Below are 18,424 nucleotides of genomic sequence, written 5' to 3' on the forward strand. Positions count from 1 at the left end.
AGTTCACATGACAAAGAGGCCTGCAGTGGGAATCGTCTTACTCTCGGCGGCATTGGCCACGGGAGCTTGCTCGGCAAGCGTCGGGACGCCGCAAGTGGACAAGTCCGAAGTCGCAAGTCAGATCTCCACTCAACTCGCCGAGAAGATCGGCGAGCCACCCGACGACGTGACGTGTCCGGAGAACCTCGACGCCGAAGTCGGCGCATCGATCACGTGCGTCCTGACCGAGCAGGGCACCGAATACGACGTCACAGCTACCGTGACCAGCGTTGACGGTGAAAGTGCGAACTTCGACATCAAGGTCGCGGATGCGCCGAACAACTAACTGCTGTGCGCCTTTATTAACCGCCGGCGGTTAATAAAGGCGCACAGCAAGGCGTCAGAGACGCTCGATAATCGTCGCGTTCGCGGTGCCGCCACCTTCACAGATGGTCAGCAGGCCGTAACGACCGCCGGTGCGCTCGAGTTCGTTGAGCAGGGTTGCCATCAGCTTGGTGCCGGTCGCGCCGAGCGGGTGACCGAGTGCGATCGCGCCGCCGTTGACGTTGACCTTGGCCGGATCTGCGCCGATTTCCTTGATCCAGGCCAGGACGACCGGGGCAAAAGCTTCGTTGATCTCGACGATGTCGATGTCGTCGATGCTCAGGCCGGCCTTCGCGAGAGCATGCTTCGTGGCCGGGATCGGCGCACTGAGCATGAAGATCGGGTCGTCGCCGCGTGCGCTGAGGTGATGAATCCGGGCGCGGGGCTTGAGGTTGTACTTCTCCACCGCTTCCGCCGACGCCAGCAGCAGCGCACTCGCACCGTCGGAGATCTGGCTGGCCACTGCTGCGGTCATGCGTCCGTCTTCGACGAGAACCTTGAGCGTCGCCATCTTCTCGAGGCTGGTCTCGCGGGGTCCTTCGTCGACGGTCGCGTCGCCCATGGCGACGATCTCGTTGTCGAAACGACCCGCGGCGATTGCAGCCTTGGCGCGCTCATGGCTCTGCAGGGCCCACTTCTCGAGCTCTTCGCGGCTGATGTCCCACTTCTCGGCGATCATTTCGGCGCCCTTGAACTGCGAGACCTCTTGGTCACCGTAGCGCTCGGTCCAACCGACCGAACCCGAAGTCGGCGTGTCGAATCCGTACTGCTGACCGACGATCATCGCTGCCGAGATCGGAATCTGGCTCATGTTCTGAACGCCGCCGGCAACGATCAGATCCGCGGTGCCCGACAGGATGGCCTGAGCGCCGAAGTGCACTGCCTGCTGGCTCGAACCACACTGACGGTCGACGGTCACCCCGGGAACGTGCTCCGGGAATCCCGCTGCGAGCCAGGACATACGGGCGATGTTGCCGGCCTGGCCGCCGATGGCGTCGACGCAACCGAAGATCACGTCGTCGACGTCACTGGGGTCGATACCGGTGCGCTCGACCAGTGCCTTGACGACGTGCGCACCGAGATCGATGGGGTGCACGCCGGACAGCGCGCCGCCCCTCTTGCCGATCGGTGTGCGAATGGCGTCGACGATGTAAACCTCGGACATAGCGTTAGCTCCTAGTTTCGTTGTGCAGCAATAGTTCTTGAAGTTGATTCAGCAATAGCGTCTGAAGTTGTGGCCGGATCGGAGAGCCCGTCGAGCACGATCGCGAGATATTGAGCCGCGACGGCGTGCGCCGAGAGGGATCCACCCGGGCGGTACCAGCGAACCGCGACCCACACGGTGTCGCGCATGAAGCGGAAGACCAATTCGACGTCGATGTCGGAGCGGAAGGTCCCGTCCGCGACGCCGGCTTCGAGGACGCCGACCCACAGGTCCCGGAATTCGGTGTTGCGCTCGGCCAGGTAAGCGAAGCGCTCGTTCCCGACGAGGTGCTTGACCTCGTCCTGGTAGATCGCCACAGCCGAATGTGAGGCGTCGATGGCCTCGTACGACGTCACGACCAGTGCTTCGAGCGTCGCGCGACTGTCCAACCCCGCCGCGACGATCTCGCGGTATTTTCCGAAGAGTTCGTCGAGGAATTGGTGCAGGATCTCGTCGACCATCGACTCCTTGGAATCGAAATGGTGATACAGGCTGCCGGACAGGATCCCGGCGGCGTCGGCGATGTCGCGGACGGTCGTCGCGCGCACTCCGCGATCGGCGAAGAGCCCCGCCGCGATCTCGAGCAGCTCGTCGCGGCGCCCGGACTTGCCGTTTGATTCGTCGGAATTTCGAGGTGGCGTCATGTATTCAATCCTATCCAGGGCCTTCCCCTGTGCGCGGTCAGCGAGTCCAGGGGCTCCTTAACCGCGCACGGGGACGCTAGGCCCTCTGCGAAGAAACGGAGACGATCTCGCCGGTCATGTAAGTGGAGTAATCGCTGGCGAGCATCGCGATGACCGTTGCGATCTCCCAGACCTCCGCGGCGCGGCCGTAGGCCTCACCGGAAGCCAACTGGTCGAGCAGTTCCTCACTGGTGACCTTCGCCAGGAACGCGTGACGCGCAATGGAAGGCGAGACCGCGTTGATACGGACTCCGTACTCCGCTGCTTCGATGGCGCTGCACCGAGTCAGCGCCATGACGCCGGCCTTGGCTGCGGCGTAGTGCGCCTGGGAATGCTGCGCGCGCCAACCGAGAACGGACGCGTTGTTCACCAGAACACCGCCGTGGGGAACGCTCTTGAAGTACCGCAGGGCGGCGCGCGTCGAACGGAAGGTGCTGTTGAGTGTGATGTCGAGAACGCGATCCCACTGATCGTCCGTCATGTCGACGACGGGAGTTTCGCCGCCAAGGCCCGCGTTGTTGACGACGATGTCGATACGTCCCAACTTCTCGGCGGCGCCGACGAACAACGCGTCGACCTGCTCGGTGCTCGATACATCGCAGATGATCGATTCGACCTGCTGACCGGGGAATTCGGCCTTCAGCTTCTCCACCGTCTCGCCGAGTCGACGCTCGTGGAAGTCGGAGACGAGAACGTCGCCGCCCTCGAGAAGCACCCTGCGCGCAGTGGAGAAACCGATGCCGGTTCCGGCTGCGGCGGTGATGATCGCCTTCTTGCCCGCGAGCAGTCCGTGGCCCGGGGTTTCCTCCGGCGCAACGGAAAGCGGGGACGCGGCTTTGGTGTCAGACATTAACGGGCCTCTCGGGGAAGACCGAGCACGCGCTCGGAAATGATGTTGCGCTGAATTTCGTTGGAGCCGCCGTAAATCGTGTCGGCGCGGGTGAAGAGGAAGAGTCGTTGCCATTCGTCGAGCTCGAGGTGCTCGGGATCGGTGATGTCCGAGGCATTGCCTTCGGAATCCGCCCACGGTGCAACCAACGACGACGCACCCTGCACGTCCATCGCCAGCTGTCCCAGATCACGATGCCAGTTGGCCCACAACAGTTTTGCGACGGACGCTTCTCCGCCACCGGTTCCGGCGTCGACCGCGTCGAGAGTACGCATCGCGTGGGCGCGCATCACGCGCAGTCCGACCCACGCGCGGGCGATCTTTTCACGAATGTGCGGATCCTGGTCACTGCCATTGGCTTTCGCCAGGTCGACGACGTCTTGGAGCTCGCGGGCAAATCCGATCTGCTGTCCGAGCGTGGATACACCGCGCTCGAAGGTGAGCAGCCCCATCGCGATCTTCCAGCCCTCGCCGGGTTCCCCGACCACCAGATCGGCATCGGTAACGGCGTCGTCGAAGAAGACCTCGTTGAACTCCGATGTGCCGGTGAGCTGCTGAATGGGCCGAACTGTCACACCGGGCTGATCCAACGGGACAAGCAGGAAGCTCAACCCCTGGTGACGCTTGGAGCCCACCTCGGTGCGGCAGACCACGAAGCACCACTGCGCGACGTGAGCCAGTGAGGTCCACACCTTCTGGCCGTTGATGATCCACTTGCCGTCTTCGAGGCGTGCGGTCGTGGAGACGTTCGCGAGGTCGGAACCGGCGCCGGGCTCGGAGTAGCCCTGCGACCACAGTTCACTGACCGTGTTGATGCCAGGAAGGAATCGGCGCTTCTGCTCGTCGGTGCCGTACGCGATCAGCGTCGGGCCGAGCAGCTCTTCACCGATGTGGCTGACGCGAGCGGGCGCACCGGCCTTCGCGTACTCCTGATGGAAGATGACCTGCTGGGAGATGCTTGCTCCCCGCCCGCCGAACTCCTTCGGCCACCCGAGGCACGTCCACCCCGACGCTGCGAGGTGCTTGTCCCACTCGAGTCGTTGCTCGAAGAACTCGTGCTCACTGCCGGGGCCGCCCTTACCCTTGAGCTGGGCGAATTTGCCCGTCAAGTTCTCGGCCAACCACTGCGCGACCGTGGCCGCAAACTCGTCGTCCGTCATCTGCCCGTCCGGGCTCTCGCTCTGGTCCACATATGTAAGATAACCTACCAAGCACTTGCTAGGTAGCGTGTCAGGTAGGAGTCCAGTGACCGAACAACCGAGAACCATCCCATCAGCCCTCATCCGGGCCGCCGAGGAGTTCGGTGAGCGCGCGGCTATCGCCGATGGCGACACCCGACTGACCTTCGCACAGCTACATCAGCGCGTCCGCGATTTCGCCGGCGCACTGATCAACCGTGGGGTGAAGGCAGGCGACCGCGTCGTCATCTGGGCGCCCAACACGTACCACTGGGTGATCGCCCTGCTCGGCGCTCAGTACGCCGGCGCAGCCATCATCCCGATCAACACGCGCTACACCGGCACCGAAGCACTCGACATCATCGAGCGCGTCGACGCAGCTGCCCTGGTGGTCGTCGGCACGTTCCTCAAGGCCGACCGGTACCAGCAGTTGCTCGACGCCAATCCGGACCTGAGGATCCCCACCGTCATCCAGGTACCGATCGACGGGGACGACGACCGTGACGGCGTCATCGAGTTCGAGGACTTCCTCGCGCTCGCCACCGACGCCGCCCGCACCGAAGCCGACGCGCGTGCTGCGAAGGTGCAGCCAGACGACGTCAGCGACATCCTCTTCACCTCCGGCACCACGGGGCGCAGCAAGGGTGCGATCACCGCGCATCGTCAGTCCATCGCTGTCGCCAAGTCGTGGGGTGAATGCGCCGAGGTCACCGCCGACGACAACTTCCTCATCATCAGCCCGTTCTTCCACACCTTCGGGTACAAGGCCGGAATCCTGGTCTGCCTGTTGAACGGTGCGACGATCGTGCCGGTGTCCGTCTTCAACATCGACGACACCCTCGCATTGGTCAGCAGCGAGAAGATCAGCATCCTGCCTGGCGCCCCGACGATCTACCAGACCATCCTCGATCATCCCCGCCGCAGCGAATACGACCTGTCCTCGCTCCGCATCGCGATCACGGGCGCAGCACCCGTGCCGGTTGCTCTCGTCGAGCGCATGCAAGCAGAGCTTTTCGACGCCGTCCTCACGGCATACGGTTTGACCGAGGCAGTGGTTGCGACCATGTGCCGCACCGACGACGACCCGGTCACCGTCTCCACCAGTTCCGGCCGCGCGACAGCCGATTTCGAGGTCAAGATCGGCGACCAAGGCGAGATCCTGCTTCGCGGACCGAACGTCATGCTCGGGTACCTCGACGACCCGGAATCCACCGCCAAGGCAATCGACGTCGACGGCTGGCTGCACACCGGAGACGTCGGAACCCTCGACGAGCGCGGATATCTCGACATCACCGACCGTCTGAAAGACATGTACGTCAGCGGCGGATTCAACGTCTACCCCGCCGAGATCGAGGGCATGTTGGCTCGCCTGCCCGGCGTCCACGAGTCTGCTGCCATCGGCATCCCCGATCACCGGATGGGAGAGGTGGGCCGCGTCTACATCGCCCAACTCGACGGTGCCGGCCTCACCGAAGAGTCGGTAATCGCCTTCCTCAAGGAGAAGATCGCAGGCTTCAAGGTGCCCCGCGAGGTGCGCTTCGTAGATCACCTGCCCCGTAACCCTTCGGGCAAGGTCCTCAAAACGGTTCTGCGCGAGGAACAATCATGACCGTTCCCTTCGAAGCCGACGTCGTGACCTACGAGGTTCGTGACTCGGTCGCCGTCGTGACCTTGAATCGACCCGACTACCGCAACGCCCAGAACTCGGTGGTCACGTACGCCCTCGACGCGGCATTCCAGCGCGCCGTCGAAGACGACGAGGTGAAGGTGATCGTCCTGGCAGGCAACGGACCTCACTTCAGTGCCGGTCACGACCTGGGAACTCCGGGACGCGACCATCACGTCGAGTACGAGAACAAGGCCACCATGTGGTGGGATCACGTCGACAAGCCAGGCGGTGACCAGCGTTTCGCCCGCGAGATGGAGGTCTACCTGGGCATGTGCCGCCGTTGGCGGGAGATCCCCAAGCCCACCATCGCGATGGTGCAAGGCGCCTGCATTGCCGGCGGGCTCATGCTCGCCTGGGTCTGCGACATGATCGTCGCGGCCGACGACGCCTTCTTCTCCGATCCCGTTGTCCGCATGGGCATCCCCGGCGTCGAATACTTCGCGCACCCGTGGATGGTCGGTTCACGATTCGCCAAGGAAATGCTCTTCACCGGCGATCGGTTCACCGCGCAACGTGCATACGAAATCGGCATGGTGAACCGCGTCGTCGCCCGCAAGCATCTCGAGAAGGAGACGTTCGAGCTCGCCGGACGTATCGCCGAGATGCCGCGCTTCGGACTGGCTTTGACCAAGAAGGCCGTCAATCAGTGCGAGGATCAGATGGGGATGCGCAACGGCATCGACTCCGTCTTCGGTCTGCATCACTTCGCTCACGCTCACAACGCCGAAGTCGGCAAAGACTCGCTTGGTGGTCTCGACGCCAAAGCTATGGCTGCCAGTGCTCGCGCACCGCAGGAAGGAACAAACTAGTGGATCTCGTATTCGACGACGCCACAACCGCATTCCGTGACGAGGTTCGCTCGTTCCTGGAAGCGAATGTGCCCGCGACTCCCCTGAAGTCGATGGATACCGCCGAAGGCTTCGAAGAGCACCGTCAGTGGGAGCACACACTCGCCGATGCCGGCTACGCCGTCGTCTCCTGGCCCAAGGAACTCGGCGGACGCGATGCGTCCCTGCTCGAATGGGTCATCTTCGAGGAGGAGTACTACCGCTCGGGCGCGCCCGGCCGCGTAAGCCAGAACGGCATCTTCTTGTTGGCTCCCACACTGTTCGAGCATGCAAATGCCGAGCAGTTGGCTCGCATCATGCCGCGCATGGCTCGTGCCGACGACATCTGGGCCCAGGCCTGGTCCGAGCCCGAGTCCGGTTCCGACCTCGCAAGCCTGCGTTCGAGCGCCAAGAAGGTCGACGGCGGCTGGCTGCTCAACGGTCAGAAGACGTGGAGCTCACGCGCGAGCTACGCCGACTGGGGCTTCGGCTTGTTCCGCTCCGATCCGGATGCGCAGCGCCACAAGGGCATCACGTATTTCATGTTCGACCTCCGGTCGAAGGGTGTCACCGTTCGCCCGATCGATCAGCTCGACGGTGAGCCCGGCTTCGCCGAGATCTTCCTCGAAGACGTCTTCGTTCCGGACGACCCGGCCAACCCAGGTGAGTCGGGTGTGATCGGAAACGTCAACGAAGGTTGGCGGGTCGCGATGAGCACCGCGAGCAACGAGCGTGGTCTCTCGCTGCGCAGCCCCGGCCGCTTTCTCGCCACCGTCGACCGCCTGCTCGAGCTGTACAAGTCCAGCGGACGCACCGACGACAGCGCTCTGCGCAACCAGGTCGCCGACGCCTGGATCGGCGCTCGCGCTTACCAACTCAACACATTCGGCACCGTCACCCGTCTGGCCGACGGTGGACAGCTCGGCGCCGAGTCCTCGATCAACAAGGTCTTCTGGTCCGAGTGGGATATCGCCACCCACGAGACTGCTCTCGAACTTCAGGGCCCTGAAGCCGAGTTGGCCGACAACTGGATGGACGGATACCTGTTCTCCCTGTCCGGCCCGATCTACGCAGGCACCAACGAGATTCAGAAAAACGTCATCGCTGAGCGTCTGCTCGGCCTACCGAAGGCGGACCGATGAGATTCGCGCTCGACTCCTCCCACCAGGACTTCGCTGCAAGCATCGATGCACTGCTGACCAAGTCCGACATGCCCGCCGTCATCCGTTCGTGGAACGACGGTGACACCGAGCCGGGCAAGAAGCTCTGGCAGCGCCTCGCCGAGACCGGCGTCAACGGTCTCGTCATCTCCGAAGAGCACGACGGACTCGGCGCCGACGCCGTCGACCTGGTCGTTGCGCTCGAACAGCTCGGTCGGCACGCAGTACCCGGACCGGTCGTCGAGACCATCGCCGTGGCGCCGACGCTCCTGGCCTCCGTTGCACCGGAACGTCTCTCTGCTCTCGCCGAGGGTTCGCTGGCAACCGTCGCAGCTCCCCCGCGCACACCGTTCGCGCTCGACGCCGATGCTGTGGATCTGGTTCTGCTCGCGCAGGACGGTGCCGTATCACTCGGCGTCCCTGGCGAAGCCAAGGCATCGGTGGATCTCTCCCGCAAGCTCTACGAGGTTTCCGCCGGCGAATCACTGGGCTCCGCCGACTTCTCGGCCGCCTTCGACATGGGCGCTCTTGCCACTGCCGCGCAGTTGCAGGGCCTGGGACAGACACTGCTCGAGGTCACCACCGAATACGCGAAGCAGCGCAAGCAGTTCGGCAAGGTCATCGGACAGTTCCAGGCCATGAAGCACCACCTGGCCGAGGTTGCCGTCTCCCTCGAGATGGCTAGCCCCCTGCTGCACGGCGCCGCCCTGTCGGTTCGCGATCAGTCGGCCGACGCCTCGCGTGACATCTCTGCGGCCAAGGTCGCGTGCGGGGATGCTGCGTACAAGGCCGCTCGCGTCGGACTCCAGGTTCACGGCGCCATCGGCTACACGATGGAACACGATCTCTCCTTGTGGCTCACCAAGGTACGGGCGCTGCTCACCGCGTGGGGCACACCGTCCGAGCATCGCGCACGCGTCGTCGAAGCGCTGGTTGCATCATGAGCATCGACACCGAAGACCAGGCAGCATTGCGCGCATCGGTACGCGATCTCCTGAGCAAGCATTCCGACTCCGCTGCCGTCCGCGCCGCCATCACCACAGAGATCGGCTACGACGCCGCTTTGTGGAGCAAGCTGTGCGAGCAGATCGGCGTCGCCGCGCTGGCGATTCCGGAGGAGTTCGACGGCGTCGGAGCAGGTTTGGGCGAAGTACACGTGGTCCAGGAGGAATTGGGCCGCACGCTGACCCCGTCACCGATGCTGGGTTCGGCGATTCTTGCCGCACAGGCACTGCTGCTTTCCGGTGACAACGACGCATGCTCGCGACTGCTGCCCGGTGTCGCGTCCGGCGAGAGCACGCTCGCTCTGTGCTGGGCAGGTGCCGCGGGTTGGAGCACCTTCGGCGTCGAGGCAACCGAAGACGCGTTGACCGGCACGGCGTCGTACGTCCTCGACGGACACGTCGCAGACACCCTGCTCGTTCTGACGGCTGACGGGTTCTACGAAGTGGATCCAGCGGCCGAAGGCGTCTCCCGCCGACGCGTCCCCACCATGGATCCGACGCGAACGCTGGCGGAGGTCACGTTCTCCGGTGTTCGTGGTCGGCCACTGGAGTGGTCCGAAGATCTGGTCGATCGGATCCGAACCGTCGTTCTGATCGCGTTGTCTGCTGAACAGGTGGGAGCGGCCACAGCGATCGTCGAACAGACCGTGGAATACACCAAGTCGCGCAAGCAGTTCGGTCGCGCGATCGGTTCTTTCCAGGCCCTCAAGCATCGGATGGCCGACATGTACACGTTGGTCGAGACGGCGCGGTCGATGACGTACGCCGCCGTGGCGACGCAGTCGGCGGACGACGCGGCAGTGGCGAAGGTCTACTGCTCGGAAGCCTTGCAGCAGATCACCTCCGAAGCGGTTCAGTTGCACGGCGGAATCGCGATCACCTGGGAGCACGACGCTCAGCTGTACTTCAAGCGTGCACACGGCAGCGCTCAGCTCTTCGGTCAGCCGAGCACCTACCTGCCGAGCCTCGCGCAGGCAGCGGGCCTCTAGGAGACGTCGGTGCTTGTTCGCTCGGGATTGCGAGCGAACAAGCACCACTGGTGCCCAGTCAGTGGAATGCCCAGCAGATTAATAGCTCTGGATCGCGCAGAATCGGTCACCAGACAGCTGTCCATCCCACAGACCGGAGTTTTCTCGTGAATCGATTCGACGACAAGCGCGTCCTCATCAGCGGCGCAGGATCCGGAATCGGCCAGGCCACCGTTGCCCGCATCCTGGCAGAAGGTGGCACCGTCGTCGCCGCCGACATTTCCGAGACCGGCCTCGAACAGACGCTGAACGCAGCGAAGGACGCAGGCCATTCCGATCGCCTGACCACGGTGAAGGTCGACATCTCCAGCGAAGAGTCTGTTCGCGAACAGGTCGGCGCTGCGATCAAGGCTCTGGGCGGGCTCGACGTGCTGGTCAATGCGGCGGGCATTCTGCGCTCCGCGCACACCCACGAGATGACACTCGATTTCTGGAACACCGTCATCGGGGTCAACCTCACCGGAACTTTCCTCATGACGAGGGAGTCCCTGCCGGCACTGCTCGAAAGCGGAGCAGGCGTCGTGGTCAACTTCAGTTCCACATCGGCGACCTTCGCCCACCCGTACATGACGGCATATGCGGCGTCGAAGGGTGGAATCCAATCCTTCACGCACGCACTTGCACTCGAGTACAGCAAGCAGGGCCTTCGCGCCGTGGCCGTCGCACCCGGCAGCATCGCTTCGGGCATGACCTCCGATCCCGGCTTCCCGGCCGACATCGACTTCACGCTGCTCGGCAAGCTGGCCCCGGCAATCGGTGAGGGTTTCGCTCCCCCGTCCGCGGTCGCCGGCGTGATCGCGATGCTCGCTTCCGAGGACGGCTCGTTTGTCACCGGAACGGAAATCCGCATCGACGGCGGCACGCATATGTGACCACTTGCTGTGCGCCTTTATTAACCCCCGGCGGTTAATAAAGGCGCACAGCAGCGAGGCGGCATACTTATCTCGTCGCCCGGAACCGGTCCGGCGGTACGACGTGCGGTGGGGAGCCAGCGGTGAGCGAGTCAACAGGCACTACGAACCTCGAGCCCGTGCTGATCAGTCCCGTCGTCGGCGGAAAGATCCGCACCTGGTCCGAGGACGAGACCCGCTTGTGGAGCGTCGACGATCCCGCGGCGCTCGGCGCACTGTTGGGACGCGGTCTCGTAGCCCGTACGACCCTGCCGGACAACAAGTTCCGAGAGGTTGCGTTTCTGGATACCCAGACCCAGGCCCTCACTGTGCAGCCGCGCTTCGCTTCCCCTGACAGCACTGCACTTGCCGCACCGTTCAAGCTCACCGAGGCGTCGGCCCCGACGTCCGACGCTTGGGAAGATCTCGAATCGGTACTCGCGTCGGTCGCGATCTCCGCTGCTGGACGTGGCGAATTCTGGCTCGCGGAACTCGGCGGGTGGGATGCTCCGCACGAGCCGAACTGCCTCTTCACGACCGTCGACGAATCGGGACTGGCCAACGCGGTCATGGAGGCCACCCCCGCGCCCGCCGGAACCGGCGTCTGGCCGGAGGTTCCGAGCGGACAAACCGGCGTTTCCGTTTCGGCACCAGCCTCACAGGACACCATCGAGGCTGCCGGAATCTTCGCGGTATCAGCGATCGAGACGTGGGGCGTCACACCGTGGGACATCAACCTCACTTTCGGCAAACTGGTCGATTTCGCCTGATCAGCGGCGCCGACACGCGGCGGTGAGTTGTACGTCTCCCCTCAGCCGACGGCTCACGGTTCGTCACAACACGCCCGATGGCGACGACATCGGGCCCCTCGGTGGGCATACTGAGGGAACTGGGGTTACTCCCGGTCACAAATACCCGTGGATCCGCGTCGGGGCGGGTGCGGTCCGACAACACGCGAGCAGCCACAGACACTGGCGGCTCCGAAAGGTTCAATCATGGCAACCGACCAACTACAGACGGTTGTATTGCACGGCGACCAGCTCAAGTACGTCGACCAAGGCAGTGGCCCCGTTGTGGTGCTCATTCACGGCCTACTGGGCGCGCACTCCAATTGGGAGCCGCAGATCGAGACGCTCTCGCGTCATTACCGCGTGATCGCCCCTGATCTCTTCGGACATGGTGCGTCGGACAAGCCTGCCGGCGACTATTCACTCAGTGCTCACGCCGCCACCGTTCGCGACCTCCTCGAAGCCCTCGATATTCCGTCGGCCACCCTCGTCGGTCACTCCCTCGGTGGTGGGATCGCGATGCAGACGCTGTACCTGTTCCCCGACCGGGTGGAGCGGCTGTGCCTGGTGGCCAGCGGCGGACTCGGCCCCGAGGTGAGCCCACTCCTGCGCGCGGCGACTCTGCCCGGCAGCGAACTGGTACTTCCCGTCCTCGCGTCGAGGACGCTGACCGACGTGACCGACAAAGCGCTCGGACTTTTCAACAAGATCGGCCTGTTCAAGCTCGGTGCCAGCGCGAGCGAGGCCCGTAAGAGCTTTGCTTCGGTGTCGGACGCGTCGACGCGTCAGGCATTTCTGGCGACCGCGCGATCGGTCATCAACTACAACGGCCAAACCGTCAATGCCACTCCGCATTTCGCCAACTTCAAGAATCTGCAGGCACTACTGGTGTGGGGTGAGGAAGACACCATCATCCCCAACGCCCACACCGAGAACGCTCGCGCCGAACTACCGCTGGGGCGGGTGGAGATCTTCAAGCGCGCCGGACATTTCCCGCACCTTGACTACCCGGATCGCTTCGACCGCGTCTTCTCCGAATTCATGACGGACTGCGGAGTCGGTATCGGCACCGGACCCAAGGCCGTCAGCAGCTGAACTAGCTCCCCGCAACCAGCTCTTCGAGGTAGCTCGCCACCCCGTCCTCGTCGTTCGTGGGCAAAATTCGGTCGGCGAGCTCGATGACCTCGGCTCTGGCGTTGGCGGGCGCCAGAGCCGTTCCGGCCCAGGTCAGCATGGCAACGTCGTTGAAGGCGTCACCGGCTGCGGCCACTTCCGACGCGTCGATGCCGTCGATCGCGCACAACTGCGCGAGAGCGCTGGCCTTCGAGACGCCCGCTGCAGCCATTTCCATGTACGGAGCCCCGGAGTGGGTCAACTCCACACCCTCGATGCCCGCAGCGACCGCAGTTCGGTACAGGTCGGCGCTGGGAACCTCGGCATGCCGGGCCACGATCTTGACCATCGGCTCCACGTCCAGCGGCAGCGTATCGGCGAGCACCATCTCGTGCAGGTGCCGGTGATGGTCCGCGAACTCGCACAGAGCGGCATACTCCGGCTCGGCAAAGAACTGCGTGGGTCCGACGTTCGCGAACACGACGCCAGGAATCAGAGCACGAACCTGCTCCATAGCTGTTGCAGCCAAAGATGTTTCGATCGAAACGGTGTCGACGATCTCCGGAGTCCCGTCCGCCAGGTCGAGAATGACAGCTCCGTTGGCACACACAGCTTTACCGCGAAATCCGCACGAGCTCGCCAACGTGTGTACCGAATGCCTGGCCCGGGCCGTCGCCCACACAACTTCGATCCCCGCGAGCCGCGCGTTCTCCATGGCCTGCGCGGTGCGCGCCGAAATCGTTCGGTCGGAGCGCAGCAGGGTGCCGTCGAGGTCGGTTGCGAACATACGAATACGGGTCACCAGACCATGATGGCAGTCCGTTCTCAGCCCTCACCAACTACGTGACATGGGCCGTTGCTCTGTCAATTACTTGCTTGGGCCTCGAGAAGGTGCCGACGCATCTCACCGAAGACCACACCCAGCCGCTCGACATCTCGCGGGCTCAGCAGGTCGAACATGCTCTCCCGTACAGCGGCCACGTGCGCCGGGCTTGCCGACGCCAATTTCTCGGCACCCTGGTCGGTCAGCTCCGCATTAGCGCCCCTCTTGTCGTCGACACACTCGACCCGGCGCACCCAACCGCCACCGACCAGCCGATTGACGGCCCTGGTCACACCACTTCGGGTCGCCATCACAGCATCGGCGAGCTCACTCATGCGCAGTTGCCGGCCGGGCGCTTCGGATAGAGCAACCAACAGTTCGAAGTCCGTGAACGAAATGTCGGAGTCTCGCATCAATTGTTGGTCGAGCACACGCTGCAGCAGTCGCGTCGAGTCCAGATACGCCCGCCAGGCCGATTGCTCCGAGTCGGTCAACCACCGCACTGATTCCATAACGCCAGCATATCCGAAGTAGTTGACAACGAAATCAAATGAGCTATTCTCAATGTAGTTGATTAGTCAACTACTTGTTCGAAGTGAAGATTCAACCGGGAGGCGGGCGCCATGAGCGACGACAACGCAGTGCAGGTCGACAACGCAGTGCGGTTCGAGGAACGCCGCGCCGAGATCAGGGATCGACATCTGATCCCCGCCGACAAACGACCCACATCGACCGCACGGGGCTTGCACCATACGGCCCTGATCAGCAGTGACGTCGAACGAACCGTCAAGTTCTATCAATATCTCCTCGGCTTCCCTCTCACCGAGCTGATCGAGAACCGTGACTATCCCGGGTCTTCGCACTTCTTCTTCGACATCGGCAACGGGAACCTCCTGGCCTTCTTCGATTTCCCGGGACTCGACGTGGGCCCGTACCAAGAAGTACTCGGCGGCCTCCACCACATCGCGATCAGCGTCGAACCTGCCAAGTGGGCGAAGCTACGTACCAGACTGACCGAGGCCGGCGTCGAACTGATCGAGCACAGTGAGGTTTCGCTGTACTTCCGCGATCCCGACGGCGCTCGACTCGAACTGATCGCAGACCCACTCGGTGAGATGTACGGCAATCACGTCCTCTGAAAACTTGCTCTCCCCCATACCATTCGGAAGGCACACCATGACCTCCACTCTGTCTCAGCCGAACCTCGATATCCGTCGATCCGGGGATCGTTTCAAGTCCAATGCCGGCTGGCTGGACTCGAAGCACTCGTTCTCGTTCAGCAATCACTACGACCCGAAGAACACTCACCACGGCCTTCTTCTGGTGAACAACGACGACATCGTCACGCCGGGAATGGGATTCGACACCCATCCCCACCAGGACATGGAGATCGTCACCTGGGTACTGAGAGGTTCTCTCGTACATCAGGATTCGATGGGGCATTCGGGCGTCATCTACCCCGGTCTTGCCCAGCGGATGAGCGCTGGAACGGGAATCCTGCATTCGGAGAAGAACGATTCGTGGCGACTCGGTGACGTGGCCGGCAGCCATTCCGACAAGCACAGCGACCCGGTTCACTTCATCCAGATGTGGGTCGTCCCCGACGAAGCCGGAATCACTCCCGGCTACGAGCAGTTGGAGATCGACGCCGAATTGCTTGCCGGTGGTCTGGTTCCCGTCGCCTCCGGCATGGACGCGTACGCCGATCACTCGGCAATCCGGATCAAGAACAAGTACGCCGCGATGCACGTCGCGCGTCTGCAACCCGGACAGCCCGTGACCCTGCCCGACGCACCGTTCCTGCACGTTTTTGTCGCCGACGGTCAGGCGGCCATGGAAGGCGTCGGCGTGCTCGAACAAGGTGACGCGGTACGCGTGTCCGGCGGCGGAGGTCAGCAGCTCAGCTCCGATACCGGGGCAGAGGTCATCGTCTGGGAAATGCACGCCACCGTTTCGCAGGGATGACATGAAGCCCTTCTCGTACGACGCTTCACCGGCTCGAATTGTCTTCGGCCAAGGGATGATCGATACGATCGCCGAAGAAGTGCGGCGGCTCGGCCGTAGCCGAGTGATGGTGCTGGCAAGTCGTCGACTGGACGCGCTTGCCGCCGACGTCACCGAATCTCTCGGCGACATGGCCGTCGTCCGCTTCGACGGCGCTGTGATGCATACTCCGACCGAAGTCACGACAGCCGCGCTGAAGCTTGCCGAGACCCATCACGTGGACATCGTCGTCGCGATCGGCGGCGGTTCGGCAACCGGGTTGTCCAAGGCATTGGCACTACGAGCGGGGTTCGATCAGATCGTCGTTCCGACAACGTACGCGGGATCAGAAGTCACTCCGGTGTTGGGTGAAACAGAGGACGGACGCAAGACAACTCGCTCCTCTCCCCACATCAGACCGGAAACCGTCATCTACGACGTCGACCTCACTCTCAATCTGCCGCTGGATACCACCGTCACCAGCGCCGTCAACGCGATGGCGCATGCGATTGAAGCGTTGTACTCCACCGAGTCCAACCCGATCACGGACTTGATGGCGATCGAGGCGATCTCCGGGATCGCCCGTGCGCTGCCGAGCATTGTCGATGATACGAAAAATCTGGAAGGTAGGGCCGAACTACTGCAAGCAGCCTGGTTGGCCGGAACCTGCTTGGGCACGGTCGGTATGGGGCTTCATCACAAGTTGTGCCACACCCTCGGTGGCAGCTTCGGTTTGCCGCACGCTCCCACCCACGCCGTTGTCCTTCCCCAGGCAATGGCGTTCAACGCGCCTGGCGTCCCGGAAGTCATGTCTCGAATAGCGACTGCCTTGGGTGTATCCGACGCCGCCACCGGCGTTTTCGACCTCGTCACCTCGTGCGGCGGACCGACCTCTCTGCGAGAGGTGGGAATGAGTCACGATCAGATCAGCCGTGCAGTGGAACTCGCGACCTCCGCCGCTTATCCGAACCCGCGTGAGATCACCGCGCCGGGCTTGAGCGAACTCCTCGAGAACGCCTGGTCCGGGCGTCGCCCCGCCATCTTGTGAGAACGAATCAGGCCGTACCGCCTCTAGGCCTGACATGTTCGAAGATCAGAATCGTCTCGGTCGCAGCAACCGCCGGATGTGCCGAGAGATTGTTGACGACGAAGTCGCGCAACTGCGCCGAATCCGTCGTTGCGACGTGCAGCATGTAGTCGTCGACACCGGCCACGAAATACACGTTGAGCACGGAGTCCAGCTTGGCGAAGTCGTCACCGAGCCGGTTGAGATGCGACCGCGCGTTGGCCTGCAGTCGAACTGCGATCATCGCCTGCAGATCCATTCCGAGAGCGGCGGGGTCGATGTCCGCATGGAATCCCCTGATCACGCCGTTGTCCACCAATGCGCGCACACGTCCGAGGCATGTCGACGGCGCAATTCCCGCGATCGCAGCCAGCGCATTGTTCGGAATCCTCGCGTCCTTCGCCAGCTCTTCGAGCAGAACCCGGTCGATCTCGTCCAACTTCATTGCTGCCCGAACATGCTTCGGCGAGGCAGCCGTCTGAATACCGATTTTTGAACTTTCACGCACCATGCATACAGCGTAGAGAATTATCTTCACTTCTCTTCACTATCTGGCGACGAAACTTCATGCTTGGCACCTGCCATTCGAAGAAACAACAGACTCAGTTCGGAGCCGTGTCATGAAGGTCGGAATCCCCCGCGAGATCAAAAACCACGAGTACCGCGTGGCCATCAGCCCAGCAGGCGTCCACGAACTGGTCGGCCGAGGGCACGAGGTCGTCATCGAAACGGGTGCAGGCGTCGGCTCCTCGTTCAGTGACGAGGATTTCAAGGCCGCGGGCGCGCAGATCCTCGGATCTGCCGATCAGGTCTGGACGGACGCAGATCTACTCCTGAAGGTCAAAGAACCTATTGCAGAAGAGTATTCGCGACTCCGTAAGGATCAGGTGCTCTTCACCTACCTGCACCTGGCGGCGTCGAAGGAATGCACCGACGCGCTCCTGACGTCGAAGACCACCTCCATCGCCTACGAAACAGTTGTCGGTTCCGACGGTTCACTGCCCCTCCTCGCCCCGATGAGTGAAGTAGCCGGACGCCTGGCACCGCAGGCGGGCGCCTATCACTTGATGCGTCACGGCGGCGGACGCGGAGTTCTGATGGGCGGCGTCCCCGGAGTGCGCCCCGCCAAGGTCGTGGTGATCGGTGCGGGAGTCTCCGGCAAGAACGCCATCGCCGTGGCCTACGGCATGCAGGCTGACGTCACCGTTCTCGATCTGTCGATCGCGCGCCTGCGGGAAATCGACGAGCTGTACCACGGCCAGGTCAAGACCATCACGTCCAACAGCTTCGAACTCGAACAGGCAGTACTCGACGCCGACCTGGTCATCGGCGCAGTGCTGGTCCCCGGGGCGAAGGCGCCGACTCTCGTCTCCAACAGCCTGGTGGCGCGTATGAAGCCGGGTTCTGTCCTGGTCGACATCGCCATCGACCAGGGCGGCTGCTTCGAGGATTCACACGCGACCACGCACGCTGATCCGACGTACCAGGTTCACGGTTCGGTCTTCTACTGCGTTGCGAACATGCCCGGAGCCGTCCCCCGTACGTCCACCTACGCACTCACCAACGCGACGCTTCCGTACGTCGTCGCATTGGCAAACAAGGGGTGGAAGGACGCGGTCGCGACAGTTCCCGGCCTGGGGTCAGGTCTGAGCACACACGACGGCCTGCTCCTGTCCGACAGTGTTGCAGCGGCGCATGGGTACTCGGCTACCACTCTCTGACCCAGGCAGCTCTGACCCAGGCAGTTCTGACCCAG

General features: G+C 63.2%; 20 protein-coding genes. 13 read left to right on the plus strand and 7 right to left on the minus strand.

All coding sequences use genetic code 11. From position 1 onward, the window contains the following. The first annotated feature begins 7 nt into the window (after positions 1-7). Positions 8-325 carry a DUF4333 domain-containing protein gene (locus ATN37_RS19830; protein WP_232329980.1) on the plus strand — a complete coding sequence of 106 codons (318 nt, stop codon included), beginning with the start codon at positions 8-10 and terminating at the stop codon, positions 323-325. A gap of 54 nt (positions 326-379) precedes the next feature. Here the strand turns inward: ATN37_RS19830 and ATN37_RS19835 are convergent, their stop codons facing one another. The 4 genes from ATN37_RS19835 to ATN37_RS19850 form a co-directional block, all read right to left on the minus strand. Next, positions 380-1,528 carry an acetyl-CoA C-acetyltransferase gene (locus ATN37_RS19835; RefSeq protein WP_007734192.1) on the minus strand — a complete coding sequence of 383 codons (1,149 nt, stop codon included), beginning with the start codon at positions 1,526-1,528 and terminating at the stop codon, positions 380-382. 11 nt (positions 1,529-1,539) lie between these two features. Beyond that, positions 1,540-2,211, minus strand: a complete 672-nt coding sequence (locus ATN37_RS19840) for a TetR/AcrR family transcriptional regulator (RefSeq protein ID WP_003945807.1) — start codon at positions 2,209-2,211, stop codon at positions 1,540-1,542. A gap of 76 nt (positions 2,212-2,287) precedes the next feature. Continuing rightward, positions 2,288-3,100, minus strand: a complete 813-nt coding sequence (locus ATN37_RS19845) for an SDR family oxidoreductase (protein WP_003945582.1) — start codon at positions 3,098-3,100, stop codon at positions 2,288-2,290. Continuing rightward, positions 3,100-4,329 (minus strand): acyl-CoA dehydrogenase family protein, encoded by a 1,230-nt coding sequence (locus tag ATN37_RS19850; protein ID WP_050655738.1) that lies wholly within the window; start codon positions 4,327-4,329, stop codon positions 3,100-3,102. The genes ATN37_RS19845 and ATN37_RS19850 overlap by 1 nt, the downstream gene beginning before the upstream one ends. Before the next feature lie 55 nt (positions 4,330-4,384). Between ATN37_RS19850 and ATN37_RS19855 the strand changes: the two genes are divergently transcribed. From ATN37_RS19855 to ATN37_RS19890, 8 genes are all read left to right on the plus strand, one after another. Then, positions 4,385-5,926, plus strand: a complete 1,542-nt coding sequence (locus ATN37_RS19855; protein WP_021332413.1) for a FadD3 family acyl-CoA ligase — start codon at positions 4,385-4,387, stop codon at positions 5,924-5,926. Further along, positions 5,923-6,795, plus strand: coding sequence for an enoyl-CoA hydratase (locus ATN37_RS19860; protein ID WP_007734183.1), 873 nt, complete (start codon positions 5,923-5,925; stop codon positions 6,793-6,795). The genes ATN37_RS19855 and ATN37_RS19860 overlap by 4 nt, the downstream gene beginning before the upstream one ends. After that, positions 6,795-7,955 carry an acyl-CoA dehydrogenase family protein gene (locus ATN37_RS19865; protein ID WP_007734181.1) on the plus strand — a complete coding sequence of 387 codons (1,161 nt, stop codon included), beginning with the start codon at positions 6,795-6,797 and terminating at the stop codon, positions 7,953-7,955. Before ATN37_RS19860 ends, ATN37_RS19865 begins: the two co-directional genes overlap by 1 nt. Then, on the plus strand, positions 7,952-8,917 hold the full coding sequence (locus ATN37_RS19870; RefSeq protein WP_218695528.1) for an acyl-CoA dehydrogenase family protein: 966 nt from the start codon (positions 7,952-7,954) through the stop codon (positions 8,915-8,917). Before ATN37_RS19865 ends, ATN37_RS19870 begins: the two co-directional genes overlap by 4 nt. Beyond that, a complete protein-coding gene (locus ATN37_RS19875) occupies positions 8,914-9,966 on the plus strand; it encodes an acyl-CoA dehydrogenase family protein (RefSeq protein WP_050655737.1) in 1,053 nt (350 codons plus the stop codon). Before ATN37_RS19870 ends, ATN37_RS19875 begins: the two co-directional genes overlap by 4 nt. A 146-nt stretch (positions 9,967-10,112) precedes the next feature. Further along, positions 10,113-10,877, plus strand: a complete 765-nt coding sequence (locus ATN37_RS19880; protein ID WP_003945543.1) for an SDR family NAD(P)-dependent oxidoreductase — start codon at positions 10,113-10,115, stop codon at positions 10,875-10,877. A gap of 122 nt (positions 10,878-10,999) precedes the next feature. Continuing rightward, positions 11,000-11,665 carry a hypothetical protein gene (locus ATN37_RS19885; protein WP_073512013.1) on the plus strand — a complete coding sequence of 222 codons (666 nt, stop codon included), beginning with the start codon at positions 11,000-11,002 and terminating at the stop codon, positions 11,663-11,665. 225 nt (positions 11,666-11,890) lie between these two features. Next, positions 11,891-12,778 (plus strand): alpha/beta fold hydrolase, encoded by an 888-nt coding sequence (locus ATN37_RS19890; protein WP_003945464.1) that lies wholly within the window; start codon positions 11,891-11,893, stop codon positions 12,776-12,778. Position 12,779: 1 nt separating this feature from the next. On the opposite strand, the gene ATN37_RS19895 is transcribed toward ATN37_RS19890, so the two are convergent. Then, the gene (locus ATN37_RS19895; protein WP_003945542.1) at positions 12,780-13,598 is read right to left on the minus strand and encodes an HAD family hydrolase; all 819 of its coding nucleotides are present in this window, start codon (positions 13,596-13,598) and stop codon (positions 12,780-12,782) included. 62 nt (positions 13,599-13,660) lie between these two features. Beyond that, the gene (locus ATN37_RS19900; protein WP_064688596.1) at positions 13,661-14,131 is read right to left on the minus strand and encodes a MarR family winged helix-turn-helix transcriptional regulator; all 471 of its coding nucleotides are present in this window, start codon (positions 14,129-14,131) and stop codon (positions 13,661-13,663) included. Positions 14,132-14,242: 111 nt separating this feature from the next. Here ATN37_RS19900 and ATN37_RS19905 point away from each other — a divergent pair, with 111 nt between their 5' ends. Genes ATN37_RS19905 through ATN37_RS19915 form a run of 3 tightly spaced genes read left to right on the plus strand, consistent with a single transcriptional unit; the run spans position 14,243 to position 16,650 of the window. Then, the gene (locus ATN37_RS19905) at positions 14,243-14,758 is read left to right on the plus strand and encodes a VOC family protein (protein WP_118606778.1); all 516 of its coding nucleotides are present in this window, start codon (positions 14,243-14,245) and stop codon (positions 14,756-14,758) included. Between the two features lie 37 nt (positions 14,759-14,795). Then, positions 14,796-15,584: a pirin-like bicupin family protein gene (locus tag ATN37_RS19910; protein WP_218695529.1), complete on the plus strand. Its 789-nt coding sequence runs from the start codon at positions 14,796-14,798 to the stop codon at positions 15,582-15,584. A gap of 1 nt (position 15,585) precedes the next feature. Then, the gene (locus ATN37_RS19915; RefSeq protein ID WP_218695530.1) at positions 15,586-16,650 is read left to right on the plus strand and encodes a maleylacetate reductase; all 1,065 of its coding nucleotides are present in this window, start codon (positions 15,586-15,588) and stop codon (positions 16,648-16,650) included. 7 nt (positions 16,651-16,657) lie between these two features. Here the strand turns inward: ATN37_RS19915 and ATN37_RS19920 are convergent, their stop codons facing one another. Further along, on the minus strand, positions 16,658-17,179 hold the full coding sequence (locus tag ATN37_RS19920; RefSeq protein WP_003945867.1) for an Lrp/AsnC family transcriptional regulator: 522 nt from the start codon (positions 17,177-17,179) through the stop codon (positions 16,658-16,660). Positions 17,180-17,288: 109 nt separating this feature from the next. On the opposite strand from ATN37_RS19920, the gene ald reads away from it, so the two are divergent. Further along, positions 17,289-18,389: an alanine dehydrogenase gene (gene ald, locus ATN37_RS19925; RefSeq protein WP_218695531.1), complete on the plus strand. Its 1,101-nt coding sequence runs from the start codon at positions 17,289-17,291 to the stop codon at positions 18,387-18,389. Positions 18,390-18,424: the final 35 nt, after the last annotated feature.

This window comes from Rhodococcus sp. MH15 (genome assembly GCF_019266045.1).
Classification (GTDB): Bacteria; Actinomycetota; Actinomycetes; order Mycobacteriales; family Mycobacteriaceae; genus Rhodococcus_F; species Rhodococcus_F qingshengii.